10 protein-coding genes are annotated in these 14,740 nt (G+C 70.6%); 5 read left to right on the forward strand and 5 right to left on the reverse strand.

Annotated elements, in window-relative coordinates; genetic code table 11:
* Nucleotides 1-4 precede the first annotated feature (4 nt).
* On the reverse strand, nucleotides 5-1,117 hold the full coding sequence (locus tag SS2_RS03230) for a GNAT family N-acetyltransferase (protein WP_066461030.1): 1,113 nt from the start codon (nucleotides 1,115-1,117) through the stop codon (nucleotides 5-7).
* A gap of 145 nt (nucleotides 1,118-1,262) precedes the next feature.
* Between SS2_RS03230 and SS2_RS03235 the strand changes: the two genes are divergently transcribed.
* Both SS2_RS03235 and SS2_RS03240 read left to right on the forward strand, forming a co-directional pair.
* Nucleotides 1,263-3,056 carry a SpoIIE family protein phosphatase gene (locus SS2_RS03235; RefSeq protein ID WP_066461032.1) on the forward strand — a complete coding sequence of 598 codons (1,794 nt, stop codon included), beginning with the start codon at nucleotides 1,263-1,265 and terminating at the stop codon, nucleotides 3,054-3,056.
* 35 nt (nucleotides 3,057-3,091) lie between these two features.
* The gene (locus SS2_RS03240; protein WP_245643326.1) at nucleotides 3,092-3,970 is read left to right on the forward strand and encodes an NAD-dependent epimerase/dehydratase family protein; all 879 of its coding nucleotides are present in this window, start codon (nucleotides 3,092-3,094) and stop codon (nucleotides 3,968-3,970) included.
* A 108-nt stretch (nucleotides 3,971-4,078) separates the two neighbouring features.
* Here SS2_RS03240 and SS2_RS03245 read toward each other — a convergent pair whose 3' ends face one another.
* The 3 genes from SS2_RS03245 to SS2_RS03255 form a co-directional block, all read right to left on the reverse strand.
* Nucleotides 4,079-6,364, reverse strand: coding sequence for an exo-beta-d-1,3/1,6-glucosidase (locus SS2_RS03245; RefSeq protein ID WP_066461035.1), 2,286 nt, complete (start codon nucleotides 6,362-6,364; stop codon nucleotides 4,079-4,081).
* 94 nt (nucleotides 6,365-6,458) lie between these two features.
* Nucleotides 6,459-7,067, reverse strand: a complete 609-nt coding sequence (locus SS2_RS03250; protein ID WP_083941646.1) for a TetR/AcrR family transcriptional regulator — start codon at nucleotides 7,065-7,067, stop codon at nucleotides 6,459-6,461.
* A gap of 9 nt (nucleotides 7,068-7,076) precedes the next feature.
* The gene (locus SS2_RS03255; protein ID WP_066461037.1) at nucleotides 7,077-7,487 is read right to left on the reverse strand and encodes a VOC family protein; all 411 of its coding nucleotides are present in this window, start codon (nucleotides 7,485-7,487) and stop codon (nucleotides 7,077-7,079) included.
* Nucleotides 7,488-7,587: 100 nt separating this feature from the next.
* Here SS2_RS03255 and SS2_RS03260 point away from each other — a divergent pair, with 100 nt between their 5' ends.
* The 3 genes from SS2_RS03260 (at nucleotide 7,588) to SS2_RS03270 (ending at nucleotide 10,738) form a co-directional block, all read left to right on the forward strand.
* Complete coding sequence (locus tag SS2_RS03260) at nucleotides 7,588-8,100, forward strand: hypothetical protein (RefSeq protein ID WP_066461039.1); 513 nt, start codon at nucleotides 7,588-7,590, stop codon at nucleotides 8,098-8,100.
* A gap of 176 nt (nucleotides 8,101-8,276) precedes the next feature.
* Nucleotides 8,277-9,701: a hemolysin family protein gene (locus SS2_RS03265; protein WP_083941648.1), complete on the forward strand. Its 1,425-nt coding sequence runs from the start codon at nucleotides 8,277-8,279 to the stop codon at nucleotides 9,699-9,701.
* Nucleotides 9,698-10,738 carry a hemolysin family protein gene (locus tag SS2_RS03270; RefSeq protein WP_066461041.1) on the forward strand — a complete coding sequence of 347 codons (1,041 nt, stop codon included), beginning with the start codon at nucleotides 9,698-9,700 and terminating at the stop codon, nucleotides 10,736-10,738. The genes SS2_RS03265 and SS2_RS03270 overlap by 4 nt, the downstream gene beginning before the upstream one ends.
* Nucleotides 10,739-10,855: 117 nt before the next feature.
* Here the strand turns inward: SS2_RS03270 and SS2_RS03275 are convergent, their stop codons facing one another.
* A complete protein-coding gene (locus SS2_RS03275; protein WP_066461043.1) occupies nucleotides 10,856-14,665 on the reverse strand; it encodes a DUF7927 domain-containing protein in 3,810 nt (1,269 codons plus the stop codon).
* Nucleotides 14,666-14,740 lie beyond the last annotated feature (75 nt).

Genomic DNA, 14,740 nt, shown 5'->3' on the forward strand with positions numbered 1-14,740 from the left:
GGCCTCAAGCGAGCTTCTTCTGCCACATCCCGACCACCCCGGTGGGCTGGAAGCCGAGCGCGACGTTGATCGCGAGCATGTGCGCGTTCTCCTCCGCGTTCCACGTGTGGATCCGCCGCACGGCCGGGTGCTGGACCATGAGCTCGCGCAGGTTCACGGTCTTGACGAGCATGCCGAGGCGGTGCCCGCGGTGGGCCTCCAGCACGAGAGTGTCCTCCTGGAAGGCGAGCTCGCTCTGGCGCGGGGTGACGAAGGCGGTGTAGGCGACCAGCTCCCCGGTGGCCTGGTCCATCGCGGCGGTCACCAGCATCGAGCGCCCCGTCGAGGTGACGATGTGCTCGCTGTCGCGGACCCGCGCCGCGTCCCACGGGTCCTCGACGACGTCGAGACCGGCGAGCGGGATCGCCGTGGACATGCGCGTGGCGAGCAGCGCGAACTGCTCGACCAGCTCGTCGGGGCAGCGGTCCACCCAGGTGACCGTGCGGTACCGGTCGCCGGCGGCCTCGACCGCGTCGGCGTGCAGGCGGTCCACCAGGGCGGGGTCCTCGAGCGGCAGGTGCAGGACGGAGTACCGCTCGCCCTGCTCCAGGGTGTACCCGTGGCCTAGCGCGAAGGCCACTGCGGGGTCGGTGCGGCTGAACCGCCCGCTGCCGGTCGGGGGGACGAGGGCGTCGGGGTCGTCCGCAGCGCTCTCGCGGTTGTGCGTGCTGTCCAGGATGAAGGTCGTGCGTCCCCGCTCGGTGGCCAGCTGCTCGGCCGCGGTCAGCAGCGCCGAGCCGATCCCGACGCGGCGGTGCTCGGCGTCGACGGTCACGCTGAAGGAGGCCAGGTGCGTGTTGCCGGTCCGGTCGAGGCTCACGTCCACGATGCCGAGCACGTCGTCAGCCCCCGGGGAGACCGGTGCTGGGCTCGCCGTGGCGACCAGCGGGAACCGCTCGACGTGCTGCTGGTCTCGCAGCACCGCGAGCAGCATGGCCGGGGGATAGGTGAGGTCGGCGTGCCCCCAGGTGCGGCGCTCGACGTCGGCTGAGACGCGGGCTGCGCCGAGGACCGCCCAGGCGTCGGGAGAGTCGAGGGTCTCGGGCAGAGGGGCGGGGGTGATGGTCCAGGGAGTCACCGGTCCAGCGTGGCAGGCGACGCCCCGCTGAGCAACGGATTTTGTCCCTACCTCCGGGTGTGCGCAGCTGGTCTCACTCAGGAGTATTCTCTGGATCCTGATACCGGTGGGACGAGCCGACCTGTACGAGGGTGAGAGTTGCGCGATGGATTCCCAGTGGTTCGCCAAGACTGCCGCGAGCAGCGAGATGGGCACAGCTGTTCTCGCCTTCCCGTGGGAGACGACTCCCCTCGGTCCGATCTCCACCTGGGACGAGTCCCTGCGCCAGGTGGCTCGCACCTGCTTCAGCACAGGCTTCCCGGTGATGATCGCCTGGGGCCCCGAGCTGACGATGATCTACAACGACTCCTACCGCGAGATCCTGGGCTCCAAGAAGCGGCTCACCGCCCTCGGGGAGCCCGTGCGTGAGGTGCTGAGCGAGATCTGGGACGAGATCGGTCCGCAGTTCGACCTCGTCATGAGCACCCGGGTGCCGACGTGGACGACGGACGCCCCCCTGACCCTCAACCGCTCGGGATATGAGGAGGAGGCGTTCTTCACCTACTCCTACAGCCCGCTGGTCGACGACGCGGGTCGGGTGGCGGGAGTCCTCGACATCGCGACCGAGACGACCGACCGGGTCATGTCGAACCGCCGGCTCACTGCGATCGCCCGGCTGCACCTCGTGCTGCAGGAGCACCAGGGTGGGCCGTCGTCGTTCATGGCTCTCGCCGTCGAGACGCTGAGCGGCTCCGCGGACATCGGGCGGTGCGCCATCTACCTCCCGGCGTCCTCAGGGCTCGCGCTCGTGGCCTCGAGCGCCCCGGACCTGCCTGACGAGCTCGACACCACCGTCGTCGAGCAGGTGTGCCGCACGGGTGAGGCCGTGGTCGACGGGCGGCTGTTCTTCGCCCCGCTCGTCTCCAACGACGCCAGCGCGACCGTCGGGGTGCTCGTCGTGGAGGCGCCCTCGCACCGCCTCTCCGACGACGACCACCGGGCCTTCATGACCCTCATCGCGGCGTCCGTGGGGGCAGCCCTGCGGTCCGCGGAGAGCCAGCAGGCTCAGCTCGACTATGTCCGGGCCCACGCAGAGCTCGCCGAGATGCGCGAAGGACGCGTGCGCGAGGCGTCGATCACCCTGCAGCAGTCCTTGCTCACGCCACCGCCTGAGCCGGACCACCTCCAGATCGCCGTGCGCTATCAGCCGGCAGGCGACGACCTGGAGATCGGTGGCGACTGGTACGACTCCTTCCTCACCCGCGACGGGGCGACGACCATCGTCGTCGGCGACGTCACCGGTCACGACCACACCGCGGCCGCGATGATGGGCCAACTGCGCGGCCTCATCCGGACCACCGCGTACATCACCGGCGAGACGCCCGCCGCCGTCCTGGCCGAGGCCGACGACGCGATCGTCGGGCTCGGCCTGGGTGAGGGCGCGACCGCGACGGTGATCGTCGCTCGCATCGAGCAGCTCCCTGCCGACCGGCACACCGGAACCCGCACCGTGCGCTGGTCCAACGCCGGCCACCCCTACCCGGTGGTCATCCGCGCCGACGGTGAGGTCGAGGTGCTCAACCGGGGCAACGACCTGCTGCTCGGTGTGAACCCCACGGCCACTCGCCGCGACCACACGGTCGAGCTGGAGGACAACGACACGCTCTTCCTCTACACCGACGGGCTCATCGAACGTCGAGGCATGACGATCGCCGACAGCCTGACGCTGCTCACCCAGACGCTGCGCGGCTGCCACGAGCTCACCCTCGACGAGCTGAGCGACCACGTCCTGAGCGTCCTGGCGCCGGGCGCGGAGGCCGACGACGTCGCGCTGGTGCTGCTGCGCACCTTCCCCGAGGACCGGCCCCGCCCGCCCGAGGCAGGCCCTGAGGACCTCACCCCGGGGATCGACCCGCCCGAGATCGCTCCCGACATCACGCCGGAGCCCGAGTCCGCCTGACCCAGCACGCACCCGTCCGCGCCCAGGAGGTCCCCATGCCCGTCCCCACCATGCCTGTCGTCGCTGTCACCGGGGGGAGCGGCAAGCTCGGCCGCGCCGTCGTCCGCGACCTGCTCGAGCACGGGTACGAGGTGGTGATCCTCGACCGGGTCGCGCCGTCCGAGCACCTCGAGCGGTTCACCCGCGTGGACCTGACCGACTACGGCCAGGTCCTCGGTGCGCTCAGCGGGATCGACGACCGCACCGCGGGGCCGGTCGACGCCGTCGTGCATCTCGGTGCCATCCCGGCGCCGGGGATGGCACCGAACGCGGCGACGTTCACGAACAACATCACGAGCACGTACAACGTCTTCGAGGCCGCGCGCACCGCCGGCATCACGACGGTCGTGTGGGCCTCCAGCGAGACCGTGCTCGGGCTGCCCTTCCAGACGCCGCCGCCCTACGTCCCCGTCGACGAGGAGTACCACCCGCGCCCGGAGTCCTCCTACTCCCTCGCCAAGACGCTCGAGGAGGAGATGGCGCGCCAGTTTGCCCGGTGGAACCCGCAGCTCAAGGCCATCGGCCTGCGGTTCTCCAATGTCATGGAGCCCGGCGACTACGCCGCCTTCGCGGCCTACGACGCCGACCCTGCCGCGCGGCGGTGGAACCTGTGGGGCTACATCGACGCGCGCGACGGCGCCCAGGCCGTGCGCCGGGCCCTGCAGGTCGAGCTCACCGGCGTCGAGGTGTTCATCATCGCCAACGCGGACACCGTCATGACGACGCCGAACGCCGAGCTCCTCGCCGACCAGTTCCCCGGTGTGCCCCTCACCCGGGAGGTGGGCGCGCACGAGACGCTGCTCAGCATCGACAAGGCGCGCCGCGTGCTCGGCTTCGAGCCGCAGCACAGCTGGCGTCAGCCCCTCCAGGCGTAGGGCGCGACGCGTCGAGTCGAACGACGCGACGACCGGCCCCCTCGAAGGCCCAGGCTGGGCTATCGAAGGAGCCGGTCGTCGACGGCAGAGCGGGGTCGAGCGCGGTGGTCAGGCCTTGACGACGAAGGCGGCGTCGAGCAGGACCTCGTTGCGCGAGGACGGCCCCACCCGGAGCTGGAACTCGCCGGGCTCGACCACCCGGCGCCCCTCGGCGTCGACCAGCGTGCAGTCGGTCACCGGCAGGGAGAGGTCGACCGTGACGGTCTCGCCGGGAGCCACGTCGACCTGGCGGTAGGTCTTGAGCTCCTTCTCCGCCCAGGTGACCGACGTGACGGTGTCGCGCAGGTAGACCTGGACCGTCTCGCGGGCCGGTCGGGTGCCGCTGTTGTGCAGCGTGACCTGGGCGCGGACCTCGTCCGCCAGGCCCACGGTCGGGGTCAGGACGGTGAGGTCGGAGTACTCGATCGTGGTGTAGCTCAGGCCCTCGCCGAAGGCGAAGGGCGCGCGCTGGGTGAGGTCGGCGTACCGCGTGCCGTGCTGGCCCGGCAGCTGGTTGTAGTAGACGGGCAGCTGGCCGGCGTGCTCGGCGAAGGAGATCGGCAGGCGTCCGGACGGCTCGATGAGCCCGAGCGCGAGCTCGGCGATCGCGCGGCCGCCGGCCATGCCGGGGTTGGCTGCCCAGACGATCGCTGCGGCCTCGCGTGCAGACTTCGGCAGCACGAGCGGCTTGGACGCGATGACGACGACGATCATCGGGGTGCCGGTCTCGGCGAGGGCGTCGAGCAGCGCGACCTGGGCGCCGAAGAGCTCCAGGGTTGCGGTCGAGAGGGTCTCGCCGTTGAGCTCGATCTGGTCACCGACGACGGCGACGACGTAGTCGGCGGCCTTCGCCTGGGCCACGGCCTCGGCGATCATCGCGGCGTCGGGCTCGGCCGGGTAGGCGTAGAGCGGGCGCGGCTGGCCGTCGGGCATGAACTCGCCGTCCGGGTCGATGCCCGTGGTGAGGATGTCCGCACCGCGGGCGTGGGTGATGGTCCAGTCCGACGGGGACTGCTCACGGAAGCCGTCCAGGACGGTCCGGGTCATCTCCCGCGGGTGGCCCTCCATGAGCCAGTCCGCCTGGCCGGAGGCACCGGCCCAGTCACCGAGCTGGGAGTGCTGGTCGTCCGCGTTGGGGCCGACGACGGCGACGGTGCGCGGCGTCGCCGAGCTCGTCGCGCGGCCGTCCGGTCCGGCCGTGAGGCCGCCGGCGAGGGGCAGCGTGCCGTCGTTGGTCAGCAGGACCAGGGAGCGGCGAGCGACCTCGAGGTTGAGGTCGAGGTGCTCGGCGCAGCCGATGACCGTGCGCTGGAGCTCGGGGTCGGGGCGGCGCGGGTTCTCGAAGAGGCCGAGGTCGAACTTCAGGGTGAGGATGCGTGCCACGGCGTCGTCGATGAGCTTCTCATCGAGCATGCCGCGGGCGACCGCGTCCTGCGCGCCCTCGAAGAAGCGGGGCGTGACCATCACGACGTCGTTGCCGGCGCGGACCGCGGCGGCTGCGGCGTGGGTGTAGTCGGGCTGGATGTGCTGCTCCCAGACCATGCGGCCCACGTTGTCCCAGTCGGTGATGAGGGTGCCGGTGTAGCCCCACTCCCCGCGCAGGACGTCGTTGAGCAGCCAGTTGTTGATGGTGATCGGCACGCCGTCCATGGACTGGTAGCCGAGCATGAAGGTGCGGCAGCCCTCGCGGGCCACACGCTCGAAGGGCGGCAGGAACCAGGAGCGGAGCTTGCGCCGGGAGATGTCCGCCTCGCTCGCATCACGCCCGCCCTGGGTCTCGGAGTACCCGGCGAAGTGCTTGGCCGTGGCCAGGATCGCGGTCGGGTCGTCGAGGCCGTCACCCTGGTAGCCGCGGACCATGGCCGAGGCCATCTCGCCGATGAGGAAGGGGTCCTCGCCGAAGGTCTCCGACACGCGGCCCCAGCGCAGGTCGCGGGCGATGCACAGGACGGGGGAGAAGGTCCAGTGGATGCCGGTCGCGGCTACCTCGACCGCGGTGGCGCGGGCGGTCTTCTCCACCAGCGGCGCGTCCCAGGTCGCGGCCATGCCGAGCTGGGTGGGGTAGATCGTGGCGCCCTTCCAGAAGGAGTGGCCATGGATGCAGTCCTCGGCGATGAGCAGCGGGATCTGCAGGCGCGTGGTCGCGGTGAGGGCGTGAGCCTCCAGGACGCGCTCAGGGGAGGTGTGCAGGATCGATCCGGCGTGCATGTCGGTGACGAGAGGGCCGACGCCCTCCTTGGCGTTGAGCTGGAGCATCTGCCCGACCTTCTCGGGCAGGGTCATCCGGGCGACCAGGTCGGCGACCCGCTCGGCAGTGGGCAGGCTTGCGTCGCGGTATGCGGGGAGGGAGCTCATCGAGCGGCCTTTCGAGACTGGTGGGCGCGGATCGGATCGATTCGACCGCAGCGTGCGGCAGTGCACGTGCGAGAAACCTTACACCGCTAGGTTTTCAGATGGAAGCGTTCCCACGGTCGACTTCTCCGGACGGGCGGGACAGCCCGAGGACGTCGTAGACCAGGGTGGCGAGGGGACCGTCCAGCGTCGCCTCGTCGTCGACCATCCACTGCAGCTGGGCGCCGTCGGCCGCGGCGATGATGAGGCGGGCGAGGGCATCAGGATCGAGGTGGGCCGGGATCTGGCCTGCCTCCTGCAGGTCGCGCATCGCCCCCTGGATCCGCAGCCGCATGGAGGTGTACCGGCGGGCGAGCTGCTCGTGCGCCGGGTGGTCGTGGTCGCGGGCCGCGGCCACGAGCGAGACGAAGAGCTCGACCAGCCCGGGCTGGTCGGTGTTGGCGCGGATCCCGTCGACGAGGGCGTGCGGCTCCACACGCGAGGTGCCGGCTGGACGCGGGATCGTGTCGCGACGGGCGATGACCTGGGCGAGCAGGTCCTCGCGCGAGTCGAAGTAGTGCAGCACGCCGGCGACGCTGAGCCCGCAACGGGCTGCGACCGTGCGCAGGCTGGTGCCGCGGTAGCCCTCGTCGGCGAACACCTCGAGGGCGGTGTCGAGGATCTGCTCGCGCTTGAGCACGCCCTTGGGGTACCTGCCGGTGGCCATCGCCCGATCCTAGACGTGCTCCGGCTGCTGCTCGAGGTTCGCGAAGAGGTCAACCGTGGTCCCGTCCGGGTCCAGCACCGTCGCGTAGCGCTGCCCCCAGAAGGCGTCCCACGGCGCGCGGTGCCCCTCGAAGCCCGCATCCACCAGCGACGCGTACGTCGCGTCGACCTCGGCGGGGGAGTCGCACAGGAAGGCCGGTGCCATCCGGTGACCGCCGCTCGGCGGCGTCCAGCCGGGCTCGAAGGACAGCACGACGTCAGTCGTGTCCCAGGCCAGGCGCAGCCCACCGGGCAGCACGTGCTCCACGTGCGCCTCGGCGTCGGCCGCCGCGGGGATGTCCAGGCCGAGGCGTCGGTAGAAGTCCAGCGTGCGCGCCATGTCGGTGACGACGAAGCCGATGAGGTCGAGGCGTGGGGTCATGTGATCACGGTAGCGCTGCGTGACTCGACGTGACTCGCCGCCGCCTCGGGCATCCCTGGCGGTCGCCACGGGCTCCTCGCACGTGAGGGAGAATCTCCCTATGGGTTGGAACACGTCTGCACTCTTCGTCCGCGACCGCACTCCCGAGAGCCTCCTCTCCCTGCTGGGAGACGCCCCGATCGAGGCGGTCGGCGAGGTGAGCGCGGAGGAAGCCACCTCAAGCTTCCCCGCGGACCGCGTCTACGTGCAGTCCGACGGCTCCTGGGCGCAGCTGTGGGACCCGGCTGCGCGCGTCGTCCTCGACCCCGAGGCGCTCATGACGATCGAGGCGACCGAGGTGCTGCTGGGCACGGTCGCGCTCGTCGTGCTGGTGTTCTCCACCTCGGACACCTACGGCTTCTGGTACTACGAGGACGGTGCGCTGACCCGGTGCGGCGTGTTCTCCGAGGGTGAGCGCGTGGAAGAGGTCGGCGAACCGCTGCCCGCAGAGACGGCGGTGGCCGTGGGGCCGGACGGGGTGGACGAGGACTACATCTTCTCGGTGGCTCACGCCCTCACCGGGCAGACCCTCGACCTGGACGCCCCCTTCGCGGCCTACACCGTCGAGGACTAGCCCCGGCGTTGCCCCTTTCGCCTCCACACGATCCCCCGACGGTGTGCACAGACGCCATGGGCGGGCATCCATTACACTTTTCTCACCATGGATGACCCTCCCTCGCATAGACCATTGCCCCTTCGTGACGAATTGACCGGCTATCGCCCGCGTCAGGACTCGCCAGGGGGCATCCGATGAACGAATGGGCCCTGGTCGGGATCGGCCTGCTGCTCACGGTCGGAACCGGGCTGTTCGTCGCTTCAGAGTTCGCGCTGGTCAACTTGGACCGCAAGGACCTCGAGGCCCGCGAACGCCGCGGCGAGAAACGTCTCGGACCGACCATCAAGGCGTTGAGGATCACCTCGACCCACCTCTCGAGCGCGCAGCTCGGCATCACGCTGACCACGCTGCTCACCGGCTACACCTTCGAGCCAGCCATCACCTCGCTCCTCACCGAGCCGCTGACAGACCTCGGCCTGCCCGCCGGATCGGTGCGCGCCGTCGGCGGGATCCTCGGCATCGCCCTGGCGACCCTCTTCTCGATGGTCATCGGCGAGCTGGTCCCCAAGAACTTCGCCCTCGCGCTCCCCCTCGCCACCGCCAAGGTGGTCATCCCCTTCCAGGCCGCGTTCACCGCGGTCTTCAAGCCGGTGATCCTCGCCTTCAACAACACCGCGAACGCGATCATCCGCTCGATGGGGATCGAGCCCAAGGAGGAGCTCTCCGGAGCCCGCTCGGCTGAAGAGCTCAGCTCCCTCGTGCGCCGCTCGGCGCTGCAGGGGATGCTCGACCAGGACCACGCCACGCTGCTCGGCAAGGCGCTGGAGTTCTCCGGTCACACCGCCGCTGAGGTCATGACCCCCCGGGTGCGCATGGACACCGTCACCGAGGCGGACACCGCCGCGGACGTCCTTGCCCTGGCTCAGCGCACCGGCCACTCACGCTTCGCCGTGACCGGTGACGACATCGACCACATCGTCGGCGTGGTGCACGTCAAGCACGCCTTCGCAGTCGACGTCGACGCCCAGGCCACGACGCCGGTCACCTCTCTCATGGTCGAGCCCTTGCTCGTCCCGGTGTCGATGGGCATCGACGCGCTGCTGGGTCTGCTGCGCCGCAGCGGTTTCCAGATCGCGGTCGCAACCGACGAGTACGGGGGGACGGCCGGCCTGGTCACCCTCGAGGACCTCGTCGAAGAGCTGATCGGCGAGCTCGAGGACGAGCACGACCACACGCCGTCCGGCGTCAGGCGCGAGGGCACCACGGTGATCTTCGACGCCGGGCTACGACCGGACGAGCTGGCCGACCGTGCCCAGATCGTCGTCCCGGACACCGGCGACTACGAGACGGTCGCCGGCTTCGTCACGGCCGAGCTCGGCCGTCTGCCCGAGGTCGGTGACGAGGTGACCCTCGACACCGGCGTGCTGCGGGTCAGCGCCGTCGACGGTCGGCGCGTGGAGGAGATCACCTACGTCCCCCACGACCCGACCACGGACCGGAGCGGGCTCAGTCACCACGACCAGATCGTGGGCCGCCTGCGCGGGGAGACCCTGCCAGGCGCCGACGACGACGCGAGCACCACCGTGCTCGACCACACCACCGAGGAGTCGCAGCGATGAGCGAGTACCTCCCAGGCATCATCTGGCTCGTCGTCCTGCTCGTGGTCAACGCGTTCTTCGTGGGCGCCGAGTTCGCGGTCATCTCTGCGCGCCGGTCCCAGATCGAGCCGAAGGCCGAGGCCGGCAGCAAGGCCGCCAAGACGACGCTGTGGGCGATGGAGCACGCCACGCTCATGCTGGCCACGAGCCAGCTGGGCATCACCGTGTGCTCGCTGCTCATCCTCAACGTCGCCGAGCCGTCCATCCACCACCTCCTGGAGATCCCGCTCGGGGCGACGTCCCTGTCCGCCAGTGCGATCACCGGGATCGCCTTCGCCCTCACCCTCGCGCTGGTGACCTTCTTGCACGTGGTCTTCGGTGAGATGGTCCCCAAGAACCTGTCCTTCTCGGTGCCGGACCGTGCAGCGCTGCTGCTCGCTCCGCCGCTGGTGCTGGTCGGACGGGTCTTCAGCCCGGTGATCGTGAGCCTCAACTGGCTTGCGAACCTCGTGCTGCGGGCCTTCAAGGTGGAGCCCAAGGACGAGGCGACGAGCACCTACACCCTCGATGAGGTCGCCACCATCGTGGAGCAGTCCACCTACGAGGGCATGCTCGACGACGCGTCGGGCACGTTGACCAAGGCCTTCGAGTTCACCACCAAGACCGTCGCGGACGTCCAGGTGCCGCTCGCAGCGTTGATCCGGCTCCCTGCCGGGTCCTCGCCTCGGGACCTGCAGCGAGCGGTCGCCACACATGGCTTCTCGCGGTACCCGCTGACCGGCCCGGACGGCGCGCCGTCGGGCTATGTCCACCTCAAGGACGTGCTCGACCTCACCGGCCCGGCCGACGTGACCCGGCCGATCCCGGCAGACCGGCTGCGTCCGCTCGGGGCGGTCCCGGCCGACGCCGAGCTCGAGGACGCCCTGGCCTCGATGCGCCGGACCGGCTCGCACGTCGCCGCCGCCTGCGGTGCGGACGGGTCCATCGTCGGCGCGCTCTTCCTCGAGGACATCATCGAAGAGCTCGTCGGAGAGGTCGACGACGCGACGAGCCGCTGACCAGGCTCGACCTGCGTGGGCCCGGTCAGCGGCTCACGGGCGCGGCAGCGCCCTGCCGTTCAGGTGCGGTCCATCGTGCTGGTGCTCCCCCTGCGAGCACCAGCACGACGGACAGCGTCAGCTCCTACGGCGCCTGATCCCCATCACGAGTGCCCCGGCGCCCACGAGGAGCAGGGCGCCGAGCCCGAGGGGCAGGCTGTCGCTCCCTGTCGGTGCGAAGGCGGTCGGCGACGATGACCGTGACGACCACCCGTACGTCCCCATGACTGCGGTCCGCGGTGCGGCGGGCACGGGGTGCGTCGTCGTGCGGCACCACTCGTCCGGGTCGACGACCACTGCCGCTGCGACGAGAGCTGTCACCGGGAGGGTATCCACCGTCCCTGGGGGCAAGCACGGGTCCACGCCCGGGCTGGTCACGACGTTGACCAGGGTGGCGCCAGCAGCGTCGGCGCTGACGAGCACCTGGTAGGTCAGGGTCGCGGCGTCGGCGAGCGGTCCCACGTCCCAGACCAGGGACGACCCGGTGAGCGTGGCGGTTCCCAGTGACGCGGTGATCGACCCGGGCACCAAGGACGCGTTGTCGAGCACCCGGGTGAGATCGTCGGTGACGACCACCCCAGGATCGGCTCCGTCGTTGGTCTTGCGTGCGGTGACGGTATAGGTGATGAGCGAGCCCGGTGTGACGGTCTGTCCGTCACCGGGAGCGCTCGTCTTGACCACCGCGAAGGTGCCCGGTCGGTCGTCGTTGACGATGCGGCACACGACCGCCTGTCCGAGGGCGACGGTCACCGAGGAATCGACCACGGGTACAGGGACGGCTTCGGTCGTCCCGGTCGCGGGCGCCTCACAGGTCCACTGCCCGGCGTCGTAGCCCACCGGACCGCCGTCCTCGGAGAGGGCGTACGTCCCGGCGATGACCTCTGCGGAGGTCACCGCGGGGTCACCAGTGACGCCGCTGAGGCCTGTGGTCGGACCATCTGCGGACAGCGTCCAGGCGGTGGGGTCTGCCTGCCCGCCGTCGTCGTTGACGACGTCCTTGATCAGCGTCAGTCGCCCGGGCTGGTCGACGTTGGTGATGGTGCAGACCACGATGTCCACGGCCTCCAGGAGGATCGTGGTGACGGCCTGGCCAGGGACGGGGGCGTCACAGATGATCCCTCGGTTGAGATACCCGCTGGGGGTGCCGGACTCGGTGAGCTCGTAGGTCACCCCGGGCCGCACGGTCAGCAGCCCGCTGGTCGAGGACCCCTGGACGCTCTGGGCGACCACGCCGGCGGGCGCGGGGCCGATCGGCGTGGCGGTGAGGACCCAGTCTGAGGGGATCGCTTCTCCGCCCCAGGCGTTCTCGACCACCTTGCGCAGGTCCAGGGTCGCCCCCTGGTTGACCGCCGAGCACCGGATCCAGGTGCCGAGCGGGACGGTCACTCCACCGTTGAGCCCGTCGGCGAATCCAGGGATGACGGTGGTGCCGTCGGCGGCGACCTGGACGCACAGCCAGGTGCCGCTCGATCGGGGGATGAGCACGGCGTTGGGTCCGACGACCTGAGCGTAGTTCGGGTCACCGCCCGACTCGGCGAGCGCATACGTGGCGCCTGGGGTCACGGAGGCGGTCGCCGCAGCCGACCCTGTCGTGCCTGCTGGCCCGGGCAGGGAACCCGTTGGCGCGAAGGCCTCAAGATCCCATGCCGTCGGGGCGGCGGGGCCGCCCTGGACGATCTTCTCGAGGGTGAGCCTCGTGTCGCAGGTGACGGTGTTGGTGATCGTCGCAGTGTTGCTCCCGGCGACGAGGGCGGGGGAGTAGGGCAGCGCCTCGTCCTGCGCCGCCCCGTTGAAGGACGTCGCCCGGCTGCTGTCGAGGGTGCACTGGGTGAGATTGACTGCGGTGGTCTCGGCGATGGTGGGAGAGGTGGGGATCTGGAAGCCCGTGCGCGGCACGCCCCATCCCTGGTCGGTCCCGTCGATGGTGGCCGAGGCGTCGAGGCCCTCGGGTTGCTGGCCGTCCGCGTAGGTCGTCCCGTTGACCACCCACTGCTTGGACAGCGTCAGGGACGCCGTCTCGGCGGGGGCCCGGTTGTAGACGTCGCACGAGACGCTGCCTGTGGAGGTGGCCGCGACGGTGAAGCCTGTGGTGCCGTCGTTGGTCACGGGGATGTTCGCCCCGGTGGCCACGTCGGTGCAGACCGCGTTGAAGCCGTTCACCTGATGGAGGGTGAAGCCGCCGATGAGAGTCTCGGTGAGGGAGACGTTACCGCTGGTGACCCCGCCGGCGAAGGTGAGGGCGAAGTTCGCTGCTCCGGTGCCCGCGGCGGTCGTGGCGGTGCCCGGTGCGTCGACCGACACCCCCGGGCTGGTCGTCGTGGCGGTGAAGTCCCACCCGCCGGCCGGCTCCGCTCCGGCGGTCGAGCCGACAGGAGTCGTGGAGGGGACCGTCTGCTTGACCACGGTGACCGTGCCCGCGCAGTTCCCCAGTGCCAGCGCGCGCAGCTCCTCCTCGGCATCTTCGTAGTCGGCAGCCTGGAAGTAGTCGGTGCCCAGGGTGGTGCCGGAGATGGCGCGGAGGTTGAGCCCGCTCCCGGCGCTCGAGACTCCCGAGCCGACGCCCACGGCGAGCATGTGCGTCCCTTGAGCCTTCACGGCGTTGGCGCTGAAGATCCCGTTCTCGGTCTCGCGCAGGCGGGTGTAGCCTCCGGGGCCTTCCTGGTTCCCGTAGAAGGTGGGGTTGCCGTCGGTGATGACCACGGCGACGTCGTAGCCCGCGGGGTCGCTCGCGACCTGGTAGATGCCGCGGTCCCAGTTGGTTCCTCCGGAGGCGGTGTAGCTGTTGATCTGGCTCTTGACCGTCTCTGCGCTCGCTGCCGTGGAGACCGGCGTGGCGGCCAGGTTGGGGTTGCCGGCCGCGGGTGCGAGGGAGCTGAAGGTGAACAGTGCCACGCTGGACGGTGTGCCGGTGAGTGCGTCGACGAACCCGTTGGCAGCTGTCTTGAGATCGGCCAGGGACGGGGCGACCGACCCGGACAGGTCGAGGATCAGCGCCACGTCGATGCCGCACTGGGCGGGGAACGTCGGGTTGGTCCGCGAGCTCTGCCAGATCCCACCCGACGCCCTGGGGTTGGTGTTACCGGTGCTGAGCATGAACGCGCCCTGCGAGGTGTAGGTGGTCCCCGCGACGAGGGCCGGGCCCGTGCGGAACTGGTACGGCGTCGGTGTCTCTCCGTCGGAGCCAGTGCCCAGGGTCGGGTTGGCGTACCAGCCGGCCGGGACGCCGGTCTGCTGGATCCAGAACCTGCGGTTGAAGTTGGCGCCGCCGAACTGGGTCTGCGGGACGATGAAGGAGCAGTCGCCGTCCGCGTCGGAGATGCAGGTCGCCCAAGGGTCAGTGAGCGCTGCCCCGGGTTCGGAGCCGTCTGTGTAGAGCTGCAGGGTCACCCCGGCGAGGGGGCCAACCGCGACGGGGGAGGTGCGGTCTCCACCGACCTTGACGGAGATCACGGCGTTGGTGCCGGTCGCCGGTGGCACGACGAACGGGACGACTGCCCCGTCCTCCTCGGCCGGGGCCGCGGGGGCGTCCTCGGCGGGCTGGTCGTCCGGGGCCTCGGTCGAAGGGCTGGGGGAGGCGTCTGGTGACTCCTCTGGCGAGGGAGGAACGGTGGCGTCCTGGGGGACCGGCGCCGGTTCTGACCCCGGTGCGCGCTCAGGCGCTGATTCTTCCGTCGGAGCCGGGACGGCGGGCGCCGACGCGGTGTCCTCGGGGACCGGTGTGGCGGTCGCTGCGGCGCTGACTGAGAGATCGTCTGACGGGTCCGGGCTGGTCGCGGCCTGAGCGGGGGCGAGCGCCCCGACTCCCAGCACCGCGAGGGTGGCGGTGGCGACGAGCAGCTTCGACAGGAGGCTGCGCAGCGGGCTGAGGCGGTCTCGACGTTCGTCCATGGTGCTTCCCTCGAGTTGGGTCCCCCTTGCCGCGGAGCTGGTCGAGCCGCAGCAGGACCTCAGAATTACACCGGA

The organism is Sanguibacter suarezii NBRC 16159, from assembly GCF_001552735.1.
Classification (GTDB): domain Bacteria; phylum Actinomycetota; class Actinomycetes; order Actinomycetales; family Cellulomonadaceae; genus Sanguibacter; species Sanguibacter suarezii.

What these genes read in the sequence shown, in the direction of transcription:
- SS2_RS03265 (WP_083941648.1), top strand. Translation starts at nt 8,277, where the DNA reads ATGAACGAATGGGCCCTGGTCGGGATCGGCCTGCTGCTCACGGTCGGA.
- SS2_RS03260 (WP_066461039.1), top strand. Translation starts at nt 7,588, where the DNA reads ATGGGTTGGAACACGTCTGCACTCTTCGTCCGCGACCGCACTCCCGAG.
- SS2_RS03270 (WP_066461041.1), top strand. Translation starts at nt 9,698, where the DNA reads ATGAGCGAGTACCTCCCAGGCATCATCTGGCTCGTCGTCCTGCTCGTG.
- SS2_RS03275 (WP_066461043.1), bottom strand. Translation starts at nt 14,665, where the DNA reads ATGGACGAACGTCGAGACCGCCTCAGCCCGCTGCGCAGCCTCCTGTCG.
- SS2_RS03255 (WP_066461037.1), bottom strand. Translation starts at nt 7,487, where the DNA reads ATGACCCCACGCCTCGACCTCATCGGCTTCGTCGTCACCGACATGGCG.
- SS2_RS03250 (WP_083941646.1), bottom strand. Translation starts at nt 7,067, where the DNA reads ATGGCCACCGGCAGGTACCCCAAGGGCGTGCTCAAGCGCGAGCAGATC.
- SS2_RS03245 (WP_066461035.1), bottom strand. Translation starts at nt 6,364, where the DNA reads ATGAGCTCCCTCCCCGCATACCGCGACGCAAGCCTGCCCACTGCCGAG.
- SS2_RS03240 (WP_245643326.1), top strand. Translation starts at nt 3,092, where the DNA reads ATGCCCGTCCCCACCATGCCTGTCGTCGCTGTCACCGGGGGGAGCGGC.
- SS2_RS03235 (WP_066461032.1), top strand. Translation starts at nt 1,263, where the DNA reads ATGGATTCCCAGTGGTTCGCCAAGACTGCCGCGAGCAGCGAGATGGGC.